At 69.3% G+C, this 26,418-nt stretch carries 22 protein-coding genes; 7 read left to right on the top strand and 15 right to left on the bottom strand.

Annotated features, from left to right (window positions below):
- Positions 1-19: 19 nt before the first annotated feature.
- The 10 genes from asnS to QHF84_RS12810 all read right to left on the bottom strand — a co-directional run bounded on the left by asnS (position 20) and on the right by QHF84_RS12810 (position 11,671).
- Positions 20-1,411 (bottom strand): asparagine--tRNA ligase, encoded by a 1,392-nt coding sequence (gene asnS / locus QHF84_RS12855; RefSeq protein WP_281313550.1) that lies wholly within the window; start codon positions 1,409-1,411, stop codon positions 20-22.
- 115 nt (positions 1,412-1,526) lie between these two features.
- Complete coding sequence (locus QHF84_RS12850) at positions 1,527-2,378, bottom strand: sulfurtransferase (protein ID WP_281313549.1); 852 nt, start codon at positions 2,376-2,378, stop codon at positions 1,527-1,529.
- A gap of 11 nt (positions 2,379-2,389) precedes the next feature.
- Positions 2,390-3,682 carry a hypothetical protein gene (locus QHF84_RS12845; RefSeq protein WP_281313548.1) on the bottom strand — a complete coding sequence of 431 codons (1,293 nt, stop codon included), beginning with the start codon at positions 3,680-3,682 and terminating at the stop codon, positions 2,390-2,392.
- 8 nt (positions 3,683-3,690) lie between these two features.
- Positions 3,691-5,520 carry a serine/threonine protein kinase gene (locus QHF84_RS12840; RefSeq protein WP_281313547.1) on the bottom strand — a complete coding sequence of 610 codons (1,830 nt, stop codon included), beginning with the start codon at positions 5,518-5,520 and terminating at the stop codon, positions 3,691-3,693.
- A gap of 7 nt (positions 5,521-5,527) precedes the next feature.
- Entirely contained in the window at positions 5,528-6,901 is a 1,374-nt protein-coding gene (locus tag QHF84_RS12835; protein WP_281313546.1) for a hypothetical protein, read from the bottom strand.
- A complete protein-coding gene (locus QHF84_RS12830; RefSeq protein WP_281313545.1) occupies positions 6,898-8,265 on the bottom strand; it encodes a hypothetical protein in 1,368 nt (455 codons plus the stop codon). Before QHF84_RS12830 ends, QHF84_RS12835 begins: the two co-directional genes overlap by 4 nt.
- Before the next feature lie 57 nt (positions 8,266-8,322).
- Positions 8,323-9,975 (bottom strand): DUF2254 family protein, encoded by a 1,653-nt coding sequence (locus QHF84_RS12825; protein WP_281313544.1) that lies wholly within the window; start codon positions 9,973-9,975, stop codon positions 8,323-8,325.
- Positions 9,976-10,003: 28 nt separating this feature from the next.
- Positions 10,004-10,858, bottom strand: a complete 855-nt coding sequence (locus QHF84_RS12820; protein ID WP_281313543.1) for a hypothetical protein — start codon at positions 10,856-10,858, stop codon at positions 10,004-10,006.
- 142 nt (positions 10,859-11,000) lie between these two features.
- Positions 11,001-11,348, bottom strand: coding sequence for a hypothetical protein (locus tag QHF84_RS12815; RefSeq protein ID WP_281313542.1), 348 nt, complete (start codon positions 11,346-11,348; stop codon positions 11,001-11,003).
- Positions 11,336-11,671 (bottom strand): hypothetical protein, encoded by a 336-nt coding sequence (locus tag QHF84_RS12810; protein ID WP_281313541.1) that lies wholly within the window; start codon positions 11,669-11,671, stop codon positions 11,336-11,338. The genes QHF84_RS12815 and QHF84_RS12810 overlap by 13 nt, the downstream gene beginning before the upstream one ends.
- 122 nt (positions 11,672-11,793) lie before the next feature.
- On the opposite strand from QHF84_RS12810, the gene QHF84_RS12805 reads away from it, so the two are divergent.
- The 3 genes from QHF84_RS12805 to QHF84_RS12795 all read left to right on the top strand — a co-directional run bounded on the left by QHF84_RS12805 (position 11,794) and on the right by QHF84_RS12795 (position 15,143).
- Positions 11,794-12,711: a tetratricopeptide repeat protein gene (locus QHF84_RS12805; protein WP_281313540.1), complete on the top strand. Its 918-nt coding sequence runs from the start codon at positions 11,794-11,796 to the stop codon at positions 12,709-12,711.
- A gap of 62 nt (positions 12,712-12,773) precedes the next feature.
- Positions 12,774-14,171, top strand: a complete 1,398-nt coding sequence (locus QHF84_RS12800) for a cytochrome c biogenesis protein CcdA (RefSeq protein ID WP_281313539.1) — start codon at positions 12,774-12,776, stop codon at positions 14,169-14,171.
- A 48-nt stretch (positions 14,172-14,219) separates the two neighbouring features.
- Entirely contained in the window at positions 14,220-15,143 is a 924-nt protein-coding gene (locus tag QHF84_RS12795; RefSeq protein ID WP_281313538.1) for a hypothetical protein, read from the top strand.
- A 126-nt stretch (positions 15,144-15,269) separates the two neighbouring features.
- Here the strand turns inward: QHF84_RS12795 and QHF84_RS12790 are convergent, their stop codons facing one another.
- A complete protein-coding gene (locus QHF84_RS12790; protein WP_281313537.1) occupies positions 15,270-16,205 on the bottom strand; it encodes a hypothetical protein in 936 nt (311 codons plus the stop codon).
- 102 nt (positions 16,206-16,307) lie between these two features.
- Positions 16,308-17,762, bottom strand: coding sequence for a DUF4912 domain-containing protein (locus tag QHF84_RS12785; protein WP_281313536.1), 1,455 nt, complete (start codon positions 17,760-17,762; stop codon positions 16,308-16,310).
- A gap of 144 nt (positions 17,763-17,906) precedes the next feature.
- Between QHF84_RS12785 and QHF84_RS12780 the strand changes: the two genes are divergently transcribed.
- Positions 17,907-18,587 (top strand): sterol desaturase family protein, encoded by a 681-nt coding sequence (locus QHF84_RS12780; RefSeq protein WP_281313535.1) that lies wholly within the window; start codon positions 17,907-17,909, stop codon positions 18,585-18,587.
- 323 nt (positions 18,588-18,910) lie between these two features.
- On the opposite strand, the gene QHF84_RS12775 is transcribed toward QHF84_RS12780, so the two are convergent.
- On the bottom strand, positions 18,911-19,915 hold the full coding sequence (locus QHF84_RS12775; RefSeq protein WP_281313534.1) for a D-alanine--D-alanine ligase: 1,005 nt from the start codon (positions 19,913-19,915) through the stop codon (positions 18,911-18,913).
- Between the two features lie 236 nt (positions 19,916-20,151).
- The gene (locus QHF84_RS12770; protein ID WP_281313533.1) at positions 20,152-20,970 is read right to left on the bottom strand and encodes a protein phosphatase 2C domain-containing protein; all 819 of its coding nucleotides are present in this window, start codon (positions 20,968-20,970) and stop codon (positions 20,152-20,154) included.
- A 196-nt stretch (positions 20,971-21,166) separates the two neighbouring features.
- Between QHF84_RS12770 and QHF84_RS12765 the strand changes: the two genes are divergently transcribed.
- Positions 21,167-22,201 (top strand): FIST C-terminal domain-containing protein, encoded by a 1,035-nt coding sequence (locus tag QHF84_RS12765; RefSeq protein WP_281313532.1) that lies wholly within the window; start codon positions 21,167-21,169, stop codon positions 22,199-22,201.
- On the opposite strand, the gene QHF84_RS12760 is transcribed toward QHF84_RS12765, so the two are convergent.
- The gene (locus QHF84_RS12760; RefSeq protein ID WP_281313531.1) at positions 22,198-24,567 is read right to left on the bottom strand and encodes a protein kinase; all 2,370 of its coding nucleotides are present in this window, start codon (positions 24,565-24,567) and stop codon (positions 22,198-22,200) included. The two genes, QHF84_RS12765 and QHF84_RS12760, sit on opposite strands and share 4 nt — an antisense overlap.
- A gap of 60 nt (positions 24,568-24,627) precedes the next feature.
- Between QHF84_RS12760 and QHF84_RS12755 the strand changes: the two genes are divergently transcribed.
- Both QHF84_RS12755 and QHF84_RS12750 read left to right on the top strand, forming a co-directional pair.
- A complete protein-coding gene (locus QHF84_RS12755) occupies positions 24,628-25,632 on the top strand; it encodes an ATP-binding cassette domain-containing protein (RefSeq protein ID WP_281313530.1) in 1,005 nt (334 codons plus the stop codon).
- Positions 25,629-26,414: an ABC-2 family transporter protein gene (locus QHF84_RS12750; RefSeq protein ID WP_281313529.1), complete on the top strand. Its 786-nt coding sequence runs from the start codon at positions 25,629-25,631 to the stop codon at positions 26,412-26,414. The genes QHF84_RS12755 and QHF84_RS12750 overlap by 4 nt, the downstream gene beginning before the upstream one ends.
- Positions 26,415-26,418: the final 4 nt, after the last annotated feature.

Genomic DNA, 26,418 nt, shown 5'->3' with positions numbered 1-26,418 from the left:
GGGCTCCTTCGTCGTGGCCTCAGAACTCGCAGTGGCCGGGCGTGCGCGGGAACGGGATGACGTCCCGGATGTTGCCCATGCCCGTGCAGAGCAGGACGAGGCGCTCGAAGCCGAGGCCGAAGCCCGCGTGCGGGGCCGTGCCGTACTTGCGGAGGTCGATGTAGAACTCGTAATCCTCGGGCTTGAGGCCGACCTCCTGCATGCGCTCGAGGAGCACGTCGAGGCGCTCCTCGCGCTGGCTGCCGCCGATGATCTCGCCGATCTGCGGCACGAGCACGTCCATGTTGCGCACGGTCTTCTTGTCGTCGTTCAGGCGCATGTAGAAGGCCGTGAAGTCCTTCGGGTAGTCCGTGAGGATCACGGGCTTCTTCAGGTGCACCTCGGTCAGGTACCGCTCGTGCTCCGTCTGCAGGCTCGATCCCCACTTGGCCGGGTACTCGAACTTCTGGCCAGACTTCTCGAGGACCTCGATCGCCTCGGTGTACGTCATGCGCGCGAACGGGCCCGCGACGATGTTCTGGAGGCTCTCCTTGAGGCCCTTCTGCACGAAGCTGTCGAGGAGGTTCAAGTCCTCCTGGTTCTGCTCGAGCACGGCGCGGATGACGTGCTTCAAGAACTCCTCGGCTACGAACGCATTGTGATCGAGGTCCGCGAACGCCATCTCGGGCTCGATCATCCAGAACTCGGCGAGGTGACGCGTGGTGTTCGAGTTCTCGGCGCGGAACGTGGGGCCGAAGGTGTAGATGTTGCCGAGGGCCATCGCGTAGGTCTCGCCCTCGAGCTGGCCGCTCACCGTGAGGCTCGTGCGGCGGCCGAAGAAGTCCCTCGCGTAGTCGATCTTGCCCTCGGGCGTGCGCGGGAGCTTGTCGAGGTCGAGCGTCGTGACCTGGAACATCTCGCCCGCGCCCTCGGCGTCGTTGGCCGTGATGATCGGGGTGTGGACGTAGAAGAAGCCGCGCGAGCGGAAGAAGTCGTGCACGGCCATCGCCAGCGTGTGGCGGATGCGCGTGACGGCGCCGAAGGTGTTCGTGCGCGGCCGGAGGTGCCCGATCGTGCGCAGGTAATCGAAGCCGTGGCGCTTCTTCTGCAGCGGGAAGTCCTCGGGCGCGAAGCCGTAGACGTGCACGCGCTCGGCCTTGATCTCGATCGCCTGCTCCTTGCCCTGGCTCGCGACGACGAGCCCCTCGACACGCACGCTCGAACCCGTGCCGAGCTTCTTCACGTCGGTCTCGTAGTTCTCGAGCGTGCCGTCCGCGATGACCTGCAGATTCTTCAGGCAGGAGCCGTCGTTGATCTCCAGGAAGGAGAAGTTGTTCTTCGCATCGCGGCGCGTGCGGACCCAACCACACACGCTCACGCGCTGGCCAACGGGCGACTGCTTGAAAAGCTCCTGTACGCGATGGATCTGCATGGACATGGCCCTACCTCTGGTCGACGCTTGGGGCTCCGGATCGCCTTCGGCGTCCTACGCCCCAAACCCCAAAGCACCGGAGTCGCGGTGGCGCAAGGGCTTCCCGGATCGCAGCTCAGCCCGTCTCGATCGGGAGGGCCGCGTCCCGCGCCCAGTCGCTCCAGGATCCCTCGTACAGAGCGGCGTCCTCGCGGCCGAGGATCGCGAGGGCAAGGAGATCGTGGCAGGCCGTGACGCCGGAGCCGCAGTAACAAACGACGCTCTTCGCATCGAGCGCGCCGAGCGCCCGGTAGCGCGCATCGAGCGCCTCGCGCGGAAGGAAAGCGCCGCCGGGCGAGACGAGGTTCTCCACGAAAGGCGCATTCCGGGCGCCGGGGACGTGCCCGGCGCGCGCGTCGATCGGCTCGGAGCGGCCTTCGTACCGCTCGCGAGCCCGCGCATCGAGGACGACGGCCTCCGGCAAGCCGAGCGCGGCGAGGCGAGCGACGTCGGCTTTGTCCACGACGGGTGCGCCGCCGGGCCGAAGCGCGAGAGGCGGCGCGGGCGTGACGCGAGGAGGGGCGGTGTCGAGCGCGCGGCCAGACGTGATCCATGCGCCGATGCCGCCGTCGAGGACACGTCCGCCGAGATGTCCGAAATGACGGAGCAGCCACCACATGCGCGCAGCGATGGCGCCGCCGGCGTCGTCGTAGGCGACGACGATCGAGTCCTCGGTGACGCCGAGGCGCGAGAGCAGCGCCGCGAATTTTTCCGCCGCCGGCAGCGGATGACGGCCGGGGCCTCGCGACGGATCCCCGGCGAGCTCGGCATCGAGATCGACGAACGACGCGCCCGGGATGTGGCCCGCTTCGTACGCGTCGACGCCACGCTTGCCCGAGAGATACCAGCGCACGTCGACGACGCGGACGCGCGGATCGGACGCGTGCGCCGCGAGCCAATCCACCGTGACGAGCGGGCCTTCGGACATCGGCGCTTCTCCTAGAACGTACCCGACAAACCCACGCTTCCCGGCCCGATGTACGGCACGACCACGGGCGCGAGATGCGCGTCCTTCTTCGCCGCTTTCTTCCCACCGCCCGAGGGCAAGAGCCAGAACGTGAGCGCGAGCGCGCCCATCACGCCGCCGCCGATCGCGAGGCCGAGGCCCACCGTCTGGAACGTCCGCCGCTCGTCGTCACGCGCCTTGATCTCGGCGTAGTCCGTGGCGGGCAAGCTCGTGCCCGGCTCGCGCAACGCCGCGAGGTCCTCGATCTCGCTCGTGCGCGAAGCCGCCGTGTAGAGAAACACGCCCGAGGCGGCGCCGAGCCCGACGGTCAAGCCGGTCGCGATCCAGGCGAACGTGCGACCGCCGCCCTTCGTCGGCGACAGCGCCACGCGCGCCACGCTGCCGCGCTGCACGGTGACGGTCGTGCTCGACGTCGCGCCGTCGACCTGCATCTCGACGTCGTGTTTGCCCGGCTCGACAGCGACGCGGCCGTCGTCGTCCGGATCGACGGGCTTATCGTCGACCAGCACCACGGCCGAGCCCGGCACGTCGCCGAGCGCGACGATCGCTTCCTGCGCAGGCACCGTGAGCGACTTCGTGAGCGCGGTCGTCGCGAGATCGCCGAACTTGTCCTGCGCGACGATCGTGATGTCGAGCTTGGCCTTCGGCCGGATGAAGGAAGGATCGAGCGTGCCGCGCAGAGGCCCATCGGGCGAAGGCGCGAGCGGCAGGTCGAACGAGCCTTCGATCGCGCTCGATCGAACCCGCGCGATCACGCGCAGCCACGGAGGCGCGACGCTCGCCGTCGCGGAGATCCGCACGGGCGCCCACGCCACCTCGGGCGCTTCGATCTCGAGGTCCGAGAGTTTCACGCCCGCCCGTTCGATCCGCTCTTTGCGCGCGCTCTCCGCGGCCGCGCGACAAGCCGCGCGCACCTTCGGCGATTGATCACGCGCGACCTCGGGATCGTAACCCGCCGCCACGACCGCCTTCGCGCACGCCTGCGCGCCCGCGGCCTCGCCACGCGTGACCAGCGCGGCCTGCGTTTCCAGGAGGCCCGCCTCCACCGCGAGCGTCGGCGGCAGCTCCGACTTGGGCAACGTGTTCAGCGTGCGGAGCGCGTCCGCGAACGCGCCGTTCTCGACCTGCTCGCGCGCCCTCGCCACGACGCTCGCGAGGTCCTCCCCTCGCGCCTCCGTCCCGACGGCGCCGAGGGCCGCACCTACCGAAAGCGCCACCGCGACTCGCCCGAGCCGAGCGCCCATGCGTTGCCTCCCGTTCTTCATGGCAAACCCTACTCCGCCCTGCGCAGATCCACCCGAACCGACGACGGTTTGCCCGGCTTGATCGTGACCGACAGGCTGCGCGACGCGCCGAGCTCGCTGTTGCGCAAGACCACCGAGTGCGGGCCCGGCGCGAGCGAGATCGGCGCGAGCGGCGTGGTCCCGACCGAACGACCATCCACGGTCACGTCGGCCCAAGGCGAGACGGACACGACGAGCGTGCCCGGCTCGTTCGAATTTGCTTCCTCGGCCGACGCGGACGCGGTCGGCGCAGACGTCGCGCCTTGCCCCGTTCGTTTGGGGTCCACGTTTCGCGCGCCCGTCCCTTGCGCGACCGTCGCCGTCGGCGAAGTCGAGGGCGCGCCCGTCGACGTCGCCGTGGGCTGCGCCTCGGGGCCCGTCGTGCTCGGCAGAGCCGCGATCGATTCGGTCGGCGCAGGCGTGATCGCGGACGGCGACGCCGACGTGACGGCTTGATCCGTGCGTGGCCCCGACGCGCTCCGCGAGAGCACGAAAAACGCCGTGACGCCGCCGAGGATCGTGAAGCCCGCGAGCGCGAGGATGGGCAGGACCATCGAGCGTCGCCCGCTCGCCTGCAAGCTCGACGGCGCGCCCGCGTCCGCGAAGCTCGCGACGTTCGTCACGCTGCGCGATCCAGGCGCCGATCCCGGCGCGCCCATCATCGACGGGTGATAACCGGGCGCCGAGATCCGACCTGCGCCCGTCCCCGGCTGCGGCATGCCTCCATGCGTGCCGTACGAGGGTTGCCCCGGTGCGTCGGACGAACGCGTGGTCTCGGCCGGAAACGCGCTCGGTCGCGTCGCGCCCGTGCCGAGCTGCATGCTCCACTCCTGCGGCCGCTTCGCTTGCCCCGTGCCCGGCGTACTCGATCCAGCCGCGGGCGCGCCCGCCACCTGCTCGACTCGCGCGCGGAGCTCGGCTTGTGCTTCCTTCACGGCGCTCGGCCCGAGCGCGCGCAAGGCCTCGTCCATGAGATACGCGAGCTCGCCGCCGTCGGCGATGCGCCGGCGCGGATCGAGCTCCGTCGCGCGATCGATCGCCTGCGCGAGCGGCTCCGGGATGCCCGGCAAGAGCTCGTGCACGCGCGCGACCGGCTCGCTCGCGATCATCATGAGGAGCTGCGTCTGCGTCTCGGCCTTGCGCAACCTGCGCCCGAGCAGCCCTTCGAAGAGCGTGATGCCGAGCGCGAACACGTCGGCGCGCCCGTCGAAGGGCTCGCCGCGCGCCTGCTCGGGCGGCATGTACGGGAGTTTGCCCTTGAACACGCCGGTCTCGGTCTTCTCGCCGCCGAGGCCCGAGATCCGCGCCACGCCGAAGTCGGAGAGCCGCACGCGGCCGTCGCGCGCGACGAGGATGTTCGACGGCGTGACGTCGCGATGCACGACGCCGACGTTGTTGCCGTTCTCGTCGCACATGCCGTGCACGGCCTCGAGCGCGCGCGCGACCTCGCGGCCGATGTACGCGACCGTCGCGGGCGCGAGCGTGCCCGTGCGCTTGAAGATGCGATCGAGCGCAGCGCCGTCGACGAACTCGAGCACGAGGTAGAGGCCACCCTCGGCGTTGCCGAGTTCGATCAAGCGCACGACGTTCGGATGATCGAGGCGCGCGATCACCTGCGCTTCGGCGACGAACGAGTCGGTCGCGACGTCGCCGATGTCGCCCGCGGTGAGCAGGCGCTTCACCGCGACGCGGCGGCGGAAGTTGCGCGGCCCTTCCTCCTCGGCGAGCCACACCTCGCCCATCGCGCCCTTGCCGAGCATGCGGAGGAGGCGGTACTTGCCTGCGAACAAAGGCTGGGAGCCAATGGAGCCGATGCTCATACGCGCCTCAAGGTGCCGCCGGGGGCTCGGGCTCGGGTAGGACGGCCATGCGGATCGTGGCCGACGTTTCGTCCGTCTCGAGCCAGCCGACGAAGAGCTTGCCCGAAGTGAGGACCGCATGGAGCGCGCCGATGCTGCGCGTGGAGAGCCGCGGAATCGAAGCGACGCGCGACGCCTCCGCGCTCGCCGCGTCGACGAGGTAGACCGCGATCTCCGGCGCGTCGATGGCCTCGCCCGGCGTGACGAGGATCGACTTGGCGCCTTCGCGTCCGATCCACGCGGGGCGCGGCGTGTCACGCAGGCTGGGGAGCGCGCCGATCGAGGTCTCGACGGGCGGCGTGGGATCGCCGATCACGGGCGCCGCGACCGTGCGCAGCTCGGCCGGTCCCGAGACGGGATCGGTGGGCTGCTTGTCGCCCTGCCGCGCCGAGGGCGCGATGTATGCGAGCGACGCGTCGTCCGCGGCGATGGGGATCGCGAGGCGACCGAGCTTCACTTCGGCTTCGCCACCACCGTCGGGCAAGAGCACCGCGCTCGGCCGCTCGTTGTCGAGGATCCACCACGCGCCAGTGCTCGTGCTGAACGCGCCGAGGACGCCCACGGCGACGGGCAACTTCGCGCGCGCCGGGTGGTACTCGGGATCCAGCGAGAAGAGCGTGCCGTCCTCCTGCATCGAGAAGATCGCGAGCTCCGCGACCGTCTCCAGGTTGTTGTCGATGGTCGCCGTCCGCGAACGCACGTAGCCGAGCTCGACACGATCGCCGCGGTGGAGGAGCTTCGGAAAGCTCACCGCGCCGTACCCCACGGTCGCGAGTCGCTCCTCCTTGGCCCACGCGGATTCGAACGCGGCCGGCTGATCCTCGCGCCCCTCGGGAGGCAGATCGACGCGGTATGTGACGAGGCGCGGCTCGACCGTGGGATCGTCGGGGAGCGAAGGCGCGCTGATCGCCACGAGCACACGATCACCGCCGACGGGCAGGACGTCGAAGTAAGGCTCGAGCGAATCGCCGTCTGCGACGTAGCGACCCACGATGTCCATGCGCGCGCTCACGGCGCCCTCGGGCGTGACGCGCGCGCCCACGAAGCGTTGCCCCTCGTCGGAATACGCGTACGTCTCCCACACGACGAGCACGCCCGACGCTTGCGGCACCACGCGCACGTCCGAGCCACGCAGGTACGGGACGACGCCGACGGTGATGGGCACCGGCGTGCCCGGCAGCGCGCAAACGCCGTGGATGCAGTCGTATCCCTCGGGGCAAGCGCCGCCCTCCGCGCAGAGCGCCGGCATCTCTCCGAACGAAGGTTCTCCGCAGCCCGCCCCGAACATCCCGAGCGCGGCGACGAGCGCGCTCGAAAAAACCCGTCCCCTCGATCCCCTCAAGGTGCCCCCTGTCCTTGCGCCTTGTCGATCCGCGGCCCTTCGATCGGTCGCGCGAACGCCCGCGCCCGCACCGATCGACCGAGGAGCGTCCCCATGCCCCCGCGACGCAGATCCGACACGCCGATCCAGAGGTCCATGTTCGACTCGTAGAACTCGGTCCACGCGACGTACGCCTTGTCGCCGAGGCCGAAGGCGCGCGCCGAGAAGACCAATCCGGTGCTCGTCCGCGGCACGCTCGCCACGATCCGCAGAGGCTCCGTCGGCGACCGCCACGCGACGTCGATCGTGGGCAGGTTCGGATCACGCGAGACCGGCGTGACGAGCGCGCCTCCCTCGAACGGCGTGCCCACGAACGGCGTGGTCGTCTCCGGCAGCACGAAGCCCTTGTCCTCCGTGGGCATGCCCGTCGAAGGGGCGAAGACGTAGCTCACCGCGTACGTCGCCTTCGCGGGATCGAAGTCGCCGAGCCGCATCGCGAAGACGCCGTCTTTCCAGCCGAAGAGCGGCTCGTCGCTCGTCGGCACGAACTCGGCCATCGAGCCCATGCCGCCCATCGCGGTCGCGGGATCCAGCGTCGAGAGCGCGTAGCTCTCGAAGCCCACGCGCACCGTGAGCAGGCCGCCGTCGTCACGGAAGATCTGACAGTCGCCGGAGAGCGGCGGCACGTCCGGCGGCAGGTTCGTCGACGCCTTCCACGTGGGATTCCAGAGCGAGCCTTCCCGTTCGAGGTGCAGCACCTCGACGCGACCACCACCGGAGGGAAGGGTCCACGCGATGTTGAGCGTGGTCCCGTCGATCGCGGCGCCGACGTACGGAGGCTCGACGCCGCCGAGGAACGGCGTCGTCGTCGAGAAAAGCTTCTCCACCGCGGGCGTCGAGCCGCTCGCCGACGTGCGCTCGATCCCGAGGAGCTCGAGCGTCGTCTCGTCGGACTCGACGTTCGGGAACCGCACGAGGACCACGCCGTATCGGCCATCGGGCAGCGGCACGACGGCCGAGGAGATCGTCCCGCCGCCGTACGTGTAGAGCGCGCGCGGCTCGGACAGCTTGCCGTCGGGCGCGACGCGGATCTCGTAGATCCCGCGCGCGCCCGGGGTGAACCCGTCGTTCACGATGAGCGTCGCGCCCTCGCCCTCGGACGAGAGCCAGAACATCTCCGGCGGATTGATCCAGGCGACGCGTTTGGGCCTGCGGCTCGTGGGCGTCGCGCCGTCGCGCACGCAGACCGTGGCCTGGCACGAGTAGCCTTCGGGGCAGACGCCGCCGGATTCGCACGCGAACGGCACGTCGCCGAGCTCGGGCGTGCAACCCGCGCCGAGCAGCGTCGAAAGGACCAAGACGTAACGGGCCGTCCGCCCGAGCATGCGAGCAGTCTACCCCCGGACCCGGCCGATTTGCGTCGGAAATGCGCGGCGCCCGGCTCAACCTTCGTGTGCGCCGCCGGGCGTGAGGGCCACGGGTGCCGGCGGCTTCGGCCCGCCCGCCTCGCGGGGGTGCCCTTCGAGGTGGGGAAACCACTCGAAAAACTGGTGCAAGTGGGCGTGCCGCTCCGGCTCGATGTACTCGAAGACCACCCCGCGATCGTTGATCTCCCAGAACTCGTTGGTGGTCACGGAGAGCATCTCGTTCTTGATCGAGCGCAGCCGATCGGGTCGCTCGTCGCGCATGTCGCGGTGGATCCGCCGCGCGAGATCGATCTCACCCTTCTGCAGGTAATACGTCGCGAGCTTGACCTGGGCCTTGCGCACGCCGCGGAGCGATTGCTCCTGCTGCGCCACCTCGGCCTCCTTGTCGACCTCGAGGAAGATCTGCAAGAGCTCGTCCCGCACCTCCACGCCGAGATCGTAGGCGAGCTCGTTCAGCGCGCAGAGGTCGAAGGCCACGGTCTCCGTGACGAACGCGAGCTTCATCGCGTGGGCCGTCTGCGCGTAGTACTTGAAGTGCCCCGCGATCCGCAGCGCCTCGTCGCCCCAGCCTTGCGAGAGGATCTTCTCGCCGAGGTAGCGGTACTGGTTCAGGCAGTTGTAGGCCGCGGGCACGTCCCGCGCGTTCAGCGCGCGGCGCATGTACGTGTTGAAGAACTTGATCACCGTCGCGAGCGCGGCGCGATCCTCCGCCGCGAGCGCCGCGAGCCCGATGTAACGCGTGCCGATCGCGATGCGATTGACGATGTCGGGCATCTCCGTGAGCGCCTCGCGGAAGACCATCAAGAACTGCCGCAGCGCCTTGTATTCGAGCCAGGTGCGATCGCTCTGGAGCTTGCCGAGCGCGATCTCGTTCATGCTCACGAAGTCGGCGTCCTTGAGGAGTCGCCCGCGGATCGAGAACCACCGATCGTCGAGCTCGCGCTTGTGCGGCATGTACGCGACCACGAGGTCGCAGATCGCGTCGACCGTGTTCGAGGCGATGCCCTTGTCCTTCTGCTCGATCGCGTTGAGCCCGATGTCGGCGAGGTGTTCGAGCGCCGAGAGCGCCGTCATGCGCCGGCCGTCGACCTCGTCCTCCGACTCGCCGCGTGATCGGGTGAGCGCCTGCGCGACGCCGCCTCGACGGATGCGCTCGACGATCTTGTCGGGCTCGAGGAAGTCGAAGACGTAATTGAAGTACGGCGCCATCACGAGCAGGCTCAGCGTGAGCAGCACGATCGAGCCCATGACGCCGAAGCGCGGGACGAAGGACTGCGCGGCATCGGGCGCCTGCCGGATCGCGTAGTTCACCCAGAGCGAGAAGACCGCCGAGACCACGAAGAACGCGATCACCGCGCGGTTCGTACGGTCCCGAAAGAACATGTCCGTGATGCGCGGCGTGTACCGCGTCGCCGCGAGCTGCACGATGATCGACGCGACCGTGATGACGATGCCGAGGATCGCGGCGATCACCTCGCCCGTGCCGCCCATGATCCGGCTCGCGTCGTCGGGCGACATCTCGCCGAAGAGCGCGGTCACGCCGCCGGGCTGCGCGTGCGAAATATCGAGGAGCCGGAACGCGACGAACGCCGTTACGCTGACGATCGCGAGGATCGACAGCGGGTAGAGCCACAAGCTGTTCGAGAACGCGAGGCGAGCTTTGGGCACGAGCCTCCTCGAGAGGACGAGAGCGCGGCTACGGGCTCTCGCCGCCCTCGAGGTCCTCGGCCAAGTAGCTCAGGATGACCTCGTCGAGCGATTTCTCGCTGATGAGATCCTCTCCGAAGATCGAGGTTCCCTGCGCGGGGCGCGCGGTCGCGAAGATGGCCGGGGGGCGGGTCTGCGCGTAACGACCGGCGGAGGACGGAGACGCCGCGGACGCGGGCTCCGGCGTGCCGAGCGCGCGGTAGACGCCCGCCGTAAAGAGCGCGCCGCCCTTCTTGACCGACGTGGGCGGCGGCGGGACGTCCTGCGTCTGCTGCACGAACGCCGCTGTCTCAGGCGCCTTCGTCTGCTGCTCGAGCCCGGCCAGCGAGGCGTCGATGTCCGCAGGCGACACCGACGCCAGCGGCGGCCGCGGCGAAGGCGGATTGCCTCGAAGCGCGGCCTGCAGATCCGCCGCGTTCATCAAGACGGAGGGGCGCTGCGGCAGATCCGGCTTGAAGCTCGGCGGAGGCGCCGCGGGCTCGGGCGCCGGAGGAGGCGCCGCAGGCGCGGGCGCGGCCACGGGTGCCGGAGCGGGCGCCGCGGCGGGGGCCGACGCCTCCGTCTTCTCCTCGAAAATGTGGTCGAACTGCCCGTCTCGCAAAGCGACGAACATCGCCTTGTGCTGATCCTTCATCAGCTGACGGACGATCTCCTGCACGTTCGCCTCGTTGAGGTGCTCCGCGTAGGAGGTCTTCAGGGTCTTCAGGATGCGCCCGCCGTCCGCAAAAAGATGCGTGATCACGTGCGGGTGACGGTGCCCCGAGTCTTCCGTTTGAATATGGAAGACACGTCCCTTGTGCTTGACGTTGTTGTTGAAGCCGAGAAGCGGTGAGATGACTTTCACGGCGATCGATAAGGCTCCTGAAGGCCCGAAGAGACCCTACCATAGGGTCCGCCGACGCGACCAGGAAACGACGTGCCGATCGACACGACCGCTGAAATCCTGCGCGCGCCCGGGCAACGCTCTCCCGACTTATCGCCCTTCCTCAAGGAAGACATCGCTCGAACTCGTCGGCATTGTTCGCGCGCATCGCACAGTCGGCCTCGTCCACCGTGAGGTAGGTCGGGCAGCGGGCGAACTTGGGATCGGTCGAAGCGATCGTACGCGCCTGGGCCTTGCGCGAAGCGAGCTCCGATGCAGGCGGCTTGTCTGTGATCGCGTGGATGATGTGCTCCACGTAACGATCGAGCAGAGCCGCGCACGTGTCCGGCGAAGGATGCGACGCGAGGGAGCGGCGGATCGGCTTCGACAGGACGAACCCCACGACCGAGAGCACGATCAAGAGCGTCGCGACCACCTCCGCGCGGGTCGCGGGCGTGCTCAATCGAGGCACAGATCGACCTGCTCGGCCGTCGTGGCCTTGCGCACGCACTCCATCGCGCGCTGCGTGATCCGGCGGCCGACGCACTTGCTGACGAGCTCTTCCCCTCGCGCGGCGCGGACGGCGGCTGTCCTCTTCTGCACCTCGGCAGGGTCGGTGACGTTCTGCGCGGCGAGCTCGATCGCGGCGCTCTTGTCCAAGATCTCGTCACACTCGGCCCGCGTCGCCGGACGACCACACCCGACCGCGACGAACCCGAGCACCAGCGTCAGGAAGGCCCCGGCGAGGCCCCTCCTCGCGCTCGAACCACCCTGCTCCATTACCCGCTGGCCCATGGCGTCGAGACCTTGGCGTGCCTACGCCCGAGGCGCAACCTCGCCGCGCGAGGGGCCGCAGCCTCACACGCAGGGACGTGTCGAATTCTGGACGCTTGTATGGGCCTTGCTAATCTCGATCCGTGAGCAAGGCGAAGGACAACCCAGCTTCCTTCGCCCCCGCAGGAGCGGGGAAGACGGCCAAGCCAAAGGCGCCGCGGCGTACATCGCGTGAAGACGAGCGCGAACGCGAGGCGGACGTCGCCGTTGCAGCCACGGAGAAAACTTCTGCACGCCGCCAGCGCGCGAAGGCTCCGGCGAAGAAGCGACCCGCGCGGCCGAAATCCGTGCTCGCCGAGGACATGCTCCGCCGCGCGCTCGAAGCGCCGACGCCGCGCTCGCGCGCACTCTGGGCGAGGCGCGGCCTCGCCGCGCGCGCGCAGCTCGATCGCACGACGCAGGCGATGCTGCTCCGTCAGCTCTACCTCGCCTACTACGAGGAGTGCCGCTTCGCGCAGGCCGCCGCCATCGCCGAACAAGCGCTGACGCTCGACGTGCTGCCCGACGTCGCCCATCAAGACGCCGCGCGCGCAAAGCAGGCGCTCGGCGACGTCGAAGGCGCGGCCGCGCATCTCCGGCTCGCCGCGCGTATCGGCCCCGCGAGCCGCAAGGCGTTCCACTACTGGACCCTCGGCAGCCTCTTCTACCTGCACCACCGCTACCCCGAGGCGATCGCCGCGATCTCACGCGCGGCGCGCTGGGGCACGACGGACAAGCCGCTCTACCACGGGCACCTCGCGCTCGCCCGCCTCGCGCACGGGCAAACCGTGGAGGGAATCGGCGACCTCATCGACAGGCTCGTCGTCGCGCCCGCGGGCAATGGCTACGGCCGCTTCGTGCTTGGCCTCCTGGCCCTGCATGCCGGCCGACCCGACGACGCTCGCCGTTGGCTCGAGGCCTTCGTCGACCGCACGACGTCCGGCCGGAAGGCCACGGCCGTTGCGCTCCGCGGCGAGGTCGAGGCCGCCCGCCAGGCGCTCGCTCGCCTGCCGGCCGATTGAATCGAAGATCGTGTCGCTCGCGGATCGGGCCGAGCGCCCGACCCTTTGGTAACATACGCGCCGTGCGACCCGCCTTCCGAAGTGCTCAGCCTCTCTCCGGGCCTCGATCGCTCGCGCCGCTTTGCCTCGCCGCGCTCGCGCTCGGGGTGCTCTTGCTCTCGCCCTCCGCGGCCCTCGCGGCGGAGGACAGCCGCGACCTCTTCACGCGCCTGCGCGAGGACTACGGCCTCGTCGGCGGCGCCGTGGGAGCGTTCGCCGGCGGCCTCCTCACGTGCCTCACGCCCTGCGTCTACCCGATGATCGCGATCACGGTCAGCGTCTTCGGAGCCAAGCAGGCATCGAGCCGAAAGCAGGCCGTTCTGCTTTCGCTCTCGTTCGTCATGGGCATCGCGGTCCTCTTCACCACGCTGCTCGTCGGCGCGGCGCTCACGGGCAACCTGTTCGGCGCAGCGCTGCAGAAGTGGTGGGTCAACGTCGGGATCGCGCTCGTGATGGGCGCGATGGCCGCGTCGATGTTCGGCGCCTTCGAGCTCACGCTCCCCGACGGCGTGATGCAGCGGCTCTCCAGCGTCGGCGGCGTCGGTTACGGCGGTGCATTCGCGCTCGGCCTCGTGAGCAGCTTGATCGCCGCGCCGTGCACGGGCCCCGTGCTCACCGGCGTGATCCTCTGGATCGGCAAGACGCAGAGCGTGGCGCTCGGCGCGCTCGTGGGCTTCTGCTACGCGCTCGGCCTCGGCCTGCCCTTCTTCCTCGTCGGCGCGTTCGCCGTCGGTTTGCCGAAGAGCGGCAAGTGGATGGTCTCGGTGAAGTCGTTCTTCGGCACCGTCCTGCTCGTCTGCGCGCTCTACTTCCTGCGTTACGCCATCCCCGCGATGACCAAGGTGGCACGCCATGACACGATGTTCATGGTCGCGGGCATCGGAGCGATCCTCTTCGGAATCCTGCTCGGCGCAGTGCACCTCGATTGGAGCGACGGCGGCCTCGGCGTGAAGATCCGCAAGGCGCTCGGCATCACGGTCGCGACGGCCGGCGGCTTCATCCTCTGGATCAGCATCGAGCTTCCGCCCGAGATGCCACACGTCGTGGCGACGGCGGAGGCGGCGACGGGCAAGAAGCTCCTCGCGTGGGAGCACTCGGAGAAGGACGCGACGGAGAGGGCGCAACGCGAGAAGCGGCCGCTGATGGTCGATTTCACGGCCGACTGGTGCGGTGCTTGCAAAGAGTTCACGAAGCACACCTTCTCCGATCCACGCGTCATGGAAAAGGCGGGCAACTTCGTCGCGGTCAAGTTCGACGCGACCGACGACGAGGATCCGCAGGTCGAGCAGGTGAAGAAGAAGTACGGGGTGGTTGGGCTTCCGACGGTGGTCATCTACGACTCGACCGGCAAGGAGCGGCAGCGGTTCACCGAGTTCGTCCCTGCCGACAAGTTCCTCACGGCCATCGAGGGCATCAACTGACGGACACGCCCAAGCCACCTCGCATCCCCTCCCCTCGCGAGGTCCGTCATGGGTAACGTCATCCGGCTTCTCTCCTTCCTCGTCACACTCCTCCTCATCCTCCCAAGCTGCTCCGGCGGCGCCCCGACCCGGGGCAGCCTCGTCGTCGGTGTCACGAGTGATCTACGCGTCGGCGTGGACGTCCTGCGTCTGCACGTGATCCGCAAGGTCAACGGCGCCATGATCAGCGACGAGGAGCTCTTCTCCGACGGCGCATCCCCCTTCGAAATCCCGCTCGAAATCGGCTTCGCAGATCTCGAAGGCGGCGACGACGTCGACGTCGAGATCGAAGCCTTCGGCAGCACGAGCACGCCACTCGTCATCCGCACCGCAGGCAGCACGATCGAGGCCGGTCGCACGCTTCTCTTGCGAGTCGATCTCTCCGCCGCGTGTGCCGGCTCCACGGCCCCGACCTGCGACGCGCCGCAGACATGCACGGGCGGCGTCTGCGGCGCCTCGTACGTGAGCCCCGCGATGCTCGAGGACTACCGCTCCGGCTGGGCCAAAGGAAAAGCAGACATCTGCAAGCCGAACGACGGCCCGCCAACGCTCATCGTAGGCAAGGGCCAAGCCGATTACCTGCCGACGAGCGATTACGATCTCGCGCAGATCGAGGCAGGCCCGCAGGGCGGCCATCACATCTGGATCGCACTGCGCATGAAGAACCTGCGCCAGTCCGGGAGCATCACGACGCTGACAGGCCACGTCGAGGAGCTCGGTCTCGACATCAACCCCTTCACCGTGATCTTCACATTCGATCCCGACGAAGGCGGCTACTGCAAGCTCTACGGCCTGCGCTTCCAGATCGACGGCGCAACGGACGTGGAGCAACTCCTCGGCAAGACGCTACTCGTGAAAGCCAGCGTGAAGGACAAGGACGGCGATGTCGGCACAGCCGAGCGCTGGGTGAAGCTGTCGTCAGATATTCTCTGACGGCTGGCAGCCGTTTCGCCGGGGTTTCACCCCGGGCCCGACCAGGGGTTGTCCACCCCTGGACCCGGACCAGGGCGCAGCCCTGGACCGAGGGTGCATCGACCGCGATGCGGTCGATGCAACGGATCAGCGTGTGGCCGTCGCGTCCGCACCGAGCCGTGTCGCCTTCCATCGCGACCAGAAGCCCCCCGTCAGCACGTCGAGTGTGCCATCCGCCTCCATCACCGTCAGCGCAGCGCGCGTGCGTGCCTCGGGATCACGCGTCTCGTCGTCGCGCTCCACGCACGCGCGTTGCCAGGTGAAGAGCACTTCGAGCACGCGCGCTTCGAGCTTGTGCCTCGCCGAGGCGCGCTCCTCGCGGAGCCGTTCGAGCGCGACCTCCTCGTCAGCGAAGACGAGCCGATCGAGGCGAAACGTCGCGCGTGCCTCGAGCCACAAGCTCGATCCTCCGGAAACCGTGACGCGATCCGGATCGTACTCCGTCGGCGCAAGCGCACGCGACTCGTCGAGCAAACGCGTCACGCGCAACCGAAGCTCGGGCAAGAGCGCGGACGCGCGCGCGCGGGAGGCCACACGATCGATCCGCGTGACATGCTCTTCGAGGCGCGCATGTTCGATCGCCGCCGACACGACGGCACGCGCAACGGACGGCGAGATCAAGAGCTGCACCACGACACGTGGTGGCCCCGGCGTAATCTCGGCAGGGGTGGAAGGCGCAGGCTCCGGCGCGGGCTCCAGCGCAGCGGGAGGATCCACATGCGTGGCCTTGGCGATGCGACCACGCGCGCGCCGCGCCCCCGCAGGCTCGGCAATCCGCTCGATCGGGACCCCGACGAGCACCATCGCGCCGAGATCGTTTCTCCCCTCGTCGCGACGAACGAACGACACCTGAAGGGAGACCCACAACGATCCCCGCGAGGCACCATCACTCCAGAGCTCGTGCGCCTGCGCGTCGTCGAGATCCGCAACCGTGTGGAATGCCCAGTCGTCGTCCAGCAACGTCGACGCGGCCCGCGACGGCGTCACGTGGAGGAGCGCGGCAAGCGCAGCGGCGAGGGCCAATAGAAGAGGAAACCGTACTTCGGAACAAACTCGTTGGACCATGCACGTACATCGACGCGGCCCGCGACGAGTTGCGTACGATCCGACGATTGTCGTCGCGCTCTACCGTTCGCGTGATCCCGGACGAACCTGCTCGCTCGCTCCGCCACGCGGAAGCTCGCTCGCGCCGCCACGCGCCGGCGCGTTCGGCCTCGATGCCTCGACGGGCACGCCGCGATCACCGAAATCGAGCGTGGGCCAGCGATCACCGATCGCCTCGATCCGCCCGGCGCCACCCGTATGCACAGGAGGCGTGGTCCCCGCGAGGATCGGCGCGAGCATCGACTCGATCTCGGCAGGCGCGGGCGCCCGAGCCTCGGCGCGCACCGGCGCCGCAGCCGCGACGCCGCCCTGCACAGGCGCGCCTCGCTCGGGCGTCCATCGCGCGACGCGGACCGAGACCGACGCGGTGGGCTCGCTCCGCGACGTCATCACCTCGGCGCCGATGGCGAACGGCTCGAACATGCCGTGCGCGAGCCAGCCGATGCTCACGCGCACGTTCGATCCCGGCCGCAAGTTGCGGAGGTAGGCGTCGCCGAAGAGCGCGTCGATGCGCAGATCCCGCTGCTCGACGATCGGGCCATCCCAGCTCGGCGTCACCTGGACCATGCGCACCACGAGCGCGCCGTCGGTATGCCGAGCCCGCGCACGCGCGAGGCTCACGGGCCGGACTTCCCAGTAGAGGTAGATCGTCGCGGGATCGACCGCGATGGCCACGATCTCGTCGACGTCGTAGCGCTCGGGCAGCGGCAGCTCCTCGATGGCATCCGCCTCGGGCGCCGACCACGCAGGCACTTCGGCTTCCACTTCCGCGACCGCTTCCGCTTCCGCAGCCGGCGCCGCTTCCGCGACCGCTTCCGTGGCCGCTTCCGCTTCCGTGACTGCTGCCGCAGCCGGCGCCGCTTCCGCGACCGCTTCCGCAGCCGGCGCCGCTTCTGCTTCCGCCTCCTCGACCGCCTTCGCCTCCGCCGCGGCCTCGACCTCCGCGGCTTCCGCCGTGCTCGTTTCCTCGGCAGGCTCGGGCTCGCTGTCACTCTCGCTCGGCGTGGTCACGACTTCCTCCCGCATCTCTTCTTCGACCGCGGGCGCCGCGCCTCCTGCGACGAGCCGCTGCCTCAGCACGCGCGCCTCCGTGTGCTCGGGCTCGCGCGCGAGCACCTCGTCGAGCACGCCGATCGCTTTGTCCACGAACCCCTGCGCCGCGTAGATCTCCGCGAGCGTCACCGTCGCGAGGGGCGGCGGCGCCGTCGGCCAGCCTTTCGCCGGCGGCGCGCTTCGCACCGCGCTCGCCACGTCGGGCAGGTGCAGACCTCGCTCGATCACCCCGACGAGCAGATCCCTCGCTCGCCCCATCCATCCACGCGACCGCGCGCGGTCTCGCTCGCTCCGCGCCGTGCGCGTGACGATCTCGTCGACGAGCTCCGGAATCGTGAGCGCGCGCGGGCGGGCGACGCCGAGCTCTTCTGCCAGAGCGATCAGCTCCTCCCGCGTCAAACCCTCGAGCTCGTGCCGCTCCATTTCGCGCGCAACCTAGCACGAAGCGCGGCGCGACGAGAGCGTCCGAGGCGTGGCCGTTTCATTGCGTCCGTTCGTCCGGAGCATCTCCGCAGAATGCCATCGGAAAACCGCTGGGTCGCGGCGCGGGCGCACTAGAATTCGAACATGGCCCCGCCCCATGTGCTCGCCTTCCGCGGCCAGGACCGCGCCGAACGAAGGCCGAGCACGCGCGCCGCCGGCTGGACGCATTTCGCCTTCACGAGCCTCGCCTCGCTCGCCGTCATCATCTTCGCCGCCTCTCACGTCGAGCGTGTCCGCCTCCTCGAAGCGCTCGTCGTACCGAGCACCTTCCTGTTCGCGAACCTCGTCGAGTACCTCGTGCACCGCGGCCCGATGCACCGCCGCAAGAAGCTCCTGCCGATCCTCTACGAGCGCCACACCTTGCGGCACCACCGCTTCTTCACGCGCGAGGCCATGGCCTGCGACTCCGCGGCCGACTTCCCCATCGTCCTCTTCCCCCCCGTGATGATCCTCGTGGTCCTCGGCGGCGTCGCGCTCCCCGTCGCGCTCCTCCTCTTCGCCGTCGCCACCCCGAACGCCGGCTGGCTCTTCGTGGCCACCGCCATGGCGTACTTCCTCACCTACGAGTGGCTCCACTTCGCCTACCACCTGCCGGAGCGCTCGCTCATCGCGAAAAGCCGCCTCGTCCGCGCCCTGCGGCAAAGGCACGCGCTCCATCACGACCTCGGCCGCATGGCGCACGAGAACTTCAACATCACGTTCCCGCTCTGCGACTGGCTCTTCGGCACGCTCGGGCAGCAGAGAAACGACGACCGAGAGGGTTGATGCGCGTCGACCCCCGCTCCTCACGATGTGGAGCCACCCCCGACGCGCGTCGACACCCGCTCCTCACGATGAGGAGCCACCCCTGACGCTCGTCGACACCCGCGGACCACGATGAGGAGCCACCCCTGACGCCCGTCAACGGGCGCTCCTCATCGTGAGGAGCGCCCCTCGACGCGCGTCGACACCTGCTGACCACGTTGACCAGCGGCCCTCGACACGCGTCGACACCCGCGGACCACGATGACCAGCGACCCTCGACACGAGGATCCGGGCACGAGAGACGATGTTCGGAGATTTTGGGGGCTGGGGATCGAGGGCTGGGTTCAGCCCACCGACTTCATCATCGCGACCGGCGCCGCGGCGTTCGCGCGGAACCCGCCTGCCGAGAGCGTCTCCACCGGCGTCTTCCGGCGCGCCGGCTGGTTCAGCTTCGCGCCGTCGAGCACCGCCTCGCAGAGCTCGCCGAAATCGTAGCCCTTCGCCGCGGCCGCCCGGGCGAGCAGGCCGTCCGGCGACAGCGCCGGCAGCGTGTTCACCTCGAGCACGTACTCGTTCTCGCCCGCCGTCACGAGCAGGTCGACCCGCACCGCGCCCGTGCACCCGAGCGCCCGCGCCGCCCGCTCCGCCAGGTTCTGCACCCCGCGCTCCCGCTGCGGCGACAGCGCCACCTTCACGAGCTCCGCGCCGGGATCCTCCAGCATCGCCTTCGGCGTCGCCACCTCCACCGAGCCGAGCACCTGCCCGTCCAGGATCGCGACGTTGATCTCCACGCCCGTCACGAACCGCTCCACGAGCGCGATGTCGTCGTACTCGAACGCCTGCTCCAGCGCGGCGCGCAGCTCCTCGAGGTTCGTCACCCGCGACACGCCCTGGCTCGACCCCTCTCCGCGCGGCTTCACGATCGCCGGGTAGCCGAACGAACCGTGCATCCCTTCGAGGTCGCTGAGGTCCGCGTCCTCCGACACCGTGTAGTACGGCGGCGTCGGCACGTTGTGCAGGCGGAACATCTCCTTCGCCTTCAGCTTGTCCATCGCGAGCGCGCTCGCGAGCACGGAAGACCCCGTGTACGGGATCCGCAGCAGCTCGAGGAGCCCCTGCACGCAGCCGTCCTCGCCCATGCGACCGGAGACGGCCAGGAAGGCCACGTCGATCCGCGCTTTCTGGACCACGGACGCGAGGTCGGGGCCGTAGCTCTCGCCGAGCGACAGGCGGACCACCTCGTGGCCGCGCGCCGAAAGCGCCTCCGCGACGGCATGTCCGGCGGACAGCTCCGACGACGAGCCACCCATGATCACGCCGACTCGCCTCCGCATCGATCGCCTCTTCATCGAATCCACCTCCGCCTCCGTGAACGCTCGGACCACGTCACGACCTTCTTGCCGGCGGGTATCAGACAATCGACGAAGGGGTCAACAAAACGGACAACTTCGGATCTACGCGTGGTCGTTCGGGATCTAGAACATCGGAACGATGTTCTAGGAGATCGCGAAGCGAGCTCGCTCGGGGGGTGAATCGGCCGGGCTTCGCCTGGCCGAGAGGGGGACGCGAGGCGTCCCCCTCGGGACTAGACCACCTCGACGAGCACGGCGGTGATGTTGTCCTTCCCGCCTCGTCCGTTCGCGAGGTCGATGAACCGCGTCACGGAGTCACTCGCGCCGAGCGCCGCGATCTCCGGGATCTCCTCGGTCTTCAGGTAGCCGTGCAAGCCGTCCGAGCAGAGCAAGTACCGATCACCCGCCCGCACCGAGATCACCGCCGTGTCCACCTCCACGTAGTCGCGGTTGCCCACGGCGCGCGTGATCACGTTCTTGTGCGTCGCCTTCGCCGCCTCCGCGGGCGTCAGCAGGCCTTGCTTGATCTGCCAGGCGAGCAGCGTGTGATCCTCGGTGAGCTGCACCGCGGCGCCCTCGCGGATCTGGTAGATGCGGCTATCACCCACCTGCCCCGTCACCAGCGATCGGCCGAGGAAAAGCGCCGCGCTGATCGTCGTGCCCATCCCGAGCTTGTCGCGCTCGAGCTCCGCCATCGCGAAGATCAGGTACGTCGCCGCCTGGATCGCCCCCTCCATGATCCGACACGCCGCGCGCGCCAGGGCTTCGTCGAGCTCCCCATCGATGGCCCCGAGCCCGCTGAGCCCGCGCTTCACCATCCCGTGGATCGTGTCCACCGCCTGATGGCTCGCGACCTCGCCCGCAGCGTGCCCACCCATCCCGTCCGCGACGATGTAGAGCCCGAGGTCGTCGTCGTGGAAAAACGCATCCTCGTTGCTCTTGCGATGCTTACCGACGTCGGTTCGCGCTGCGGAGCGGACGGGCCACCGCCCTCGGAGCGTCGGCGCCTCATTCTGACGCAGGGCGTCATTCCGGTCGTGCGGTGTGCTCATCGTGGAGCTCGTACTTCTGCCGACGATAATCCGCCCCGGGCCCCCCTGTCGAGAGGGCCGTCCGCTCGGGTAGACTCCATCGCCATCCATGGCAGCGCGGAGCTTCTGCACCAGCGTAACCTCCCCCGACGGGCTCTCCCGCGTTCTCCGGGAGACACGTGGAGCGGTCACCTCCCCGACAGGTGGTCTCGTCTTCGTGACCGGCCCACTCGTGCCGCACCTCCACACGCTCGCGACCCGCGTGGCAGCCGCGTGGAAAGGTGTGCCGACCGTGCTCGTCCCCGGCGCCGGCGTGCTGCACGAGCGCGCCGAGCTCGAGGGAATCCCCGCCGCGAGCGGCCTCCTCTGGAACGGCGGACAAGTGACGCCGTTCGCGCTCGGCGACACAGACGATGCGCCCCGCGCGCTCGGCGAGTCGATCGGCCAGGCCCTCGGCGCGCGCCCCTCCACGGCGCTCGTCTTCCACCGAACCGAAGGCTTCGACACGAGCTTGCTCGAAGGCATCGCAGCGGCGGCGCCGTCGGCTTGCGTGTTCGGCGCCGGCGCGGTCGGCGCGGGGGGCGTGGTGATCACGGCCGACGGTGAAGAGCGCGTGGCCCGCGCCGTGGGGATGTCGATCAAGGGGCTCGCATCACCGATCGTCGCGGCCTCGCCCGCGTGTCGGCTCGTCTCCGAGCTCGCACCGATCGACGAGGTCAACGCGGGCCTCGTGCTCCGCCTCGGCGGTCGCGGCGCGCTCGACGAGCTCTCCCGAGGCGCGCCCGGCGCCCCGAACCCGGGCGCTTCTTCTCCGCTCGTGTTCGCCGCGCTCGCCGAGCCCGACGACATCACGGACGACGGGCGCCCGCGCTTCGTGATCCGGCCTGTGCGTGGGATCGATCCCTCGCGACGCGGCGTGATGATCGGCCCGGACGCGCGCCCGGGGATGCTCATGGCCTTCGCGGTGCGGGACGCGCAGACGGCGAAGGCCGACCTCGAGACGATGGCGCGTGTCGTCTCCAAGAACGCGCTCGGCGCGGCGCCGCGCTTCGCGATCTACTTGAGCTGCGCGGGCCGCGGCCAGGCCCTGCACGGCGTGCCCGACGCCGAGGTGCGGATCCTTCGCCAGCGCTTTGGCGATCTCCCGATCGCCGGCATGCACGCGGCGTTCGAGATCAGCCCGCGCGAAGGCCGTCCATCACGGCTCGAGCTTTACACCAGCGTGCTCGCGCTCTTCCGATCGCCGAGTTAACCCGCCCGCAACGCCTCCAGCATCCGCGACACACGCTCGTCGACGATCACGCGCGCCGCCGAGAACTCCGGCGTCGCGCGGATCGGCTCGACCAGCGGGCAACGATCCATCCACAGGAGATCGATGAGCCCGCTCTGCGCGCAGGGCACGATCGAACCGACCGCGCGCGCCACGTCGCCCACGTACACCGCGAGTTCGACTTCGACCTGCCGGAAGTACGCATTCCGCCGCCAGCCCCCGTCGCGGTTCGCGATCGCTTGCTGGAAGACCGGCGAGTCGAAGGGCGAAATCTTGTCGAGCAGCGCGTCGCGGATCGCCATCTGGATCGGCGAATCGGCCTTCACGTCGCGGAGCCGGTGGGCGACGTCCTTCGTGAGCGCCTCGTCGCGGAACCACATCGCGTACCGCGTCAGGCCGGCGAAGTACGCGAACTCGCCCTCGATGGTCCGCACCTGCTCGAGGAGCTTCAGCGCGCCGTCCCAGTCGCCACGCAGCACGAAGACACGCGCGAGGTTCCGGCTCACCGAGGGCGCTGCCGGATCGAGCGACCGCGCCGTGTCGAGCACACGCGCCGCCTCGTCGAGCGGCCCCGACTCCGAGAGGATCATCCCGATGAGGCCATACGCCTCGGCGAGCGCGGGCGCGCGCGTGATCGCCTGCCGCGCGCTCCGCACCGCGCCGGCCACGTCGCCGAACTGGAACAACCCGTGCGCCATGGCGAGGTGTGCCTCCGCGAGGTGCGGCGCCACGGCGAGCGCGCGCTCGGCGGCTTGCCTCGCCAGGACCGCGTTATCCCCGTTGAAGAACGACATCCGCGCGAGCGCGCTCGCGTAGCCGGACAGGATCGTCGGATCCTGCGGCGCGCGCGCGAGCGCCTGTTCGAGCAGCTTCACGGCTTCGCGCACGTGCTGCACCCAGAACTTCCGGTACTCGACGCGCGCCTTCAGGTAGAGCTCGACGGCCACGGGATCCGTCGGCGACTCGCGCGCGGGCTGCGCCATGTCGACCGTCAGCGCGTCGGCGATCGCCTTCGCGACCTCGTCGTTCACCACGAAGAGATCTTTCTCCGGCCGATCGAATCGCTTCGCCCAGAGCTGGAACCCATCGGCCACGCTGAGCACACGCGCGCTGATCCGCACGCCCGCGGGCGTCCTGCGCACGCTGCCCTCGACGACCACTTGCACCGCGAGCTCACGCCCGATCTCGCGCGGATCCTGATCCACGCCTTTCCAGCGCATCACCACGCCGCGCGGCCTGAGCTTCAGGCCCTGCGTCATCGACAACGTATCGATCAGATCGTCGGTGAGACCTTCGGCGAGGTACTCGTCGTCCGGCGGCCCGCTGTTCCGGAATGGCAGCACGGCGACCGTCTTCTCGCTCGACGCCTGCGCGGCCGGCGGCGGCGTTCCTCCGGTCGACACGGACACGCTCGGCGTCACGAGCGTCGTCACGGGCAGCCTGTTCATGGCCGGCATGGTCAGGCTCGAAAGCTCCTCGGCCACTTCCTGCGCCGTGCGATATCGCTCCTCGCGCTCGCGGGCCATGCACTTGAGGACGAGCGCCCCGCACGCCGTCGGCAAATCGGGCCGCTTCGCGCGTGGATCCGGCGGCGGCTGCACCAGCCGCGCCGCCGCGATGCTCACGATCGACTCCCCGCGCCACGCTTTTTCGCCCGTGAAAAGCTCGTACAACATCGCGCCGAGCGCGTAGATGTCCGCGCGCGCGTCGATGTCGGCGAGCCCCTGCACCTGCTCGGGCGCCATGTAGGCCGGTGTCCCGATCACCGCGCCGACTTGCGTGCGCGACCCGTCGGGGTCGTGCATCCGCGCGATGCCGAAATCGGTGATGACCACGCGCCCGTCCTTCGCCATGAGCACGTTCTCGGGCTTCAGATCCCGATGCACCACGCCGGCCGCGTGCGCGGCGGCGAGCCCTGCGCAGATGGCCGTCACGATCTCCACGACGCGGGCGACCGGCATCGCGCCGTGCCGCGCGAGGACCACGTTGAGGGGCTCGCCCTCGACGTATTCCATGGTCAGGTACTTGTCGGCGCCGTGCTCGCCGATGTCGAAGACGCGGGCCACGTTCTTGTGGGTGACGCGGCGCGCGAGCTTCACTTCGCGGCGGAACCGTTCGAGCATCCCGGGCTCGTTCACGAGGTCTTGCCGCAGCACCTTCAGCGCCACGACCTCTTCGAGCTCCTCGTCGCGGGCGCGGTAGACGCTGCCCATGCCGCCGACGCCGAGCAGGCCGAGGAGCGAGTATCGCCCGGCGACGCGTTCGCCCGGCGCGCTCGAAAGAAGCAAGCCCGTCGGCGCCTCGCTGAGGGGGTCTGCGGACGTGGGGGTCGCCTTGAAGTCGGTCATGTACGGCTATGACGGAGGCTAACCGATCTGGGCCTCGTTCGGTGCTACCCTCCGCCGCCCATGGAAGCCGCCGTCGCGGTCCGCGCACTCACGAAGGTCTACCGGGTCCATGAGCGCCCGGCGGGCCTCGCGGCTGCGCTGCGCAGCGTTTTCCGCCGAACGTACAAGGAAGTGCGCGCGGTCGAAGACCTCTCCTTCACGATCGAGCCCGGCGAACGCGTCGGCTTCCTCGGCCCGAATGGCGCGGGAAAAACGACCACCTTGAAGATCCTCTCGGGCCTTTTGCACCCGACGAGCGGCGAGGTGAAGGTCTCGGGCCACGTCCCGCGGCAGCGCGAGGCCAGCTTTTTGCGGGCGATCACGCTCGTCATGGGCCAGAAGCAGCAGCTCCTCTGGGACTTGCCGCCGGCCGAGACCTTCGACCTGAACCGCGCCATTTACAGCGTCCCCGACCGAACGTTCGCCGAGACCTTGCGCGAGCTCGAAACCTTGCTCGACATCGGCGCCCTCGCGAAAAAGCCGACACGCCAGCTCTCGCTCGGCGAGCGCATGAAATGCGAGCTGGCGGCGGCGCTCCTGCATCGCCCGGGCATCCTCTTCCTCGACGAGCCCACGATTGGCCTCGACGTCTCCATGCAGCTCGTCGTGCGTGATTTCATCCGCAAGTACAACGAGAAGCACGGCGCCACGATCCTGCTCACCTCCCATTACATGGACGACGTCGCCTCGCTTTGCCCGCGCGTCATCGTCATCGACCGGGGCAAACTCCGCTACGACGGCGACCTCGCCACCCTCGTGAAGACGATCCGCCCCGACAAACGTATCGTCCTCGTCTTCCCCGCCCCGCCGGATCGTGCGGCGCTCGAGCGGGTCGGGACGGTCGTCGAGCTCGAAGGGACGCGGGCCGTCCTGCGCGTCCCGCAATCGGAGGTGCGCGAGGCCGTGGGCCACCTCGTCGCGAGCGCGGACGCGAGTGACCTCACGATCGAGGATCCGCCGCTCGAAGAGGTCATGCGGGATCTCTTCGCGCGCCCGGCCGAGGAGCCGAGCGAGGCCACGAAATGAATCCTTTGAAGGCCTATCCGACGCTCTTGCGGGTAGGCTTCTCGGCGGCGCTCGCGTATCGCGCCGAGCTCGTGATCTGGATGCTGACGACCACGATGCCGCTCGTCAGCCTCTCGATCTGGACCGCCGTCGCGCGGGAGGCGCCCGTCGGTCGTTATGGCCCCGGCGAATTCGTGGGGTATTTCCTGGCCGCGCTCGTCGTCCGCCAGGTCACGGGCTCCTGGCTCGTCTGGGAGATGAACCAGGAAATCCGCCAGGGCACGCTCTCGCAGCGCCTCTTGAAGCCGATCCACCCGCTCTGGATCTACAGCGCGGAGAACCTCGCCGCCTTGCCGCTCCGGGCCGCTTTGTGCCTCCCGGTCGTCGTCGTGGCCGTCATTTATGCCGACCTCACCCGGAGCGGCCTCCTCCTCGCGATCTTTTTCGCCTCCCTCGTGGGCGCGTGGCTCATCAATTTCTTCACGATGGCCATCATCGGCTCGCTCGCGTTTTTCCTGGAGAGCTCGACGAGCGTCTTTCAGCTCTGGCTGATCACGTTCATGTTGCTCTCGGGTTACGTCGTCCCGCTCGAGCTCTTCCCCGGCTGGGTGCGCGGCGTCGCGGAGGCATTGCCGTTCCGCTACACCCTGGGATATCCCGTCGAGGTCGTGATTGGCCTCATGGACACGAAGACCGCGCTTCGGGGCCTCGCCGTGCAATACGCTTACGCGGCGGCCGCCGCGACCACCGCCATCCTCGTCTTCCGCGCGGGCGTGCGGCGATTCGGGGCGTTCGGCGGCTAGACCC

The sequence above is a fragment of the Polyangium sp. y55x31 genome, from assembly GCF_029946505.1.
Taxonomy (GTDB): domain Bacteria; phylum Myxococcota_A; class Polyangia; order Polyangiales; family Polyangiaceae; genus Polyangium.
Note: the sequence above shows the minus strand (reverse complement) of the source record. Positions and strands in the feature narration are given on the sequence as shown.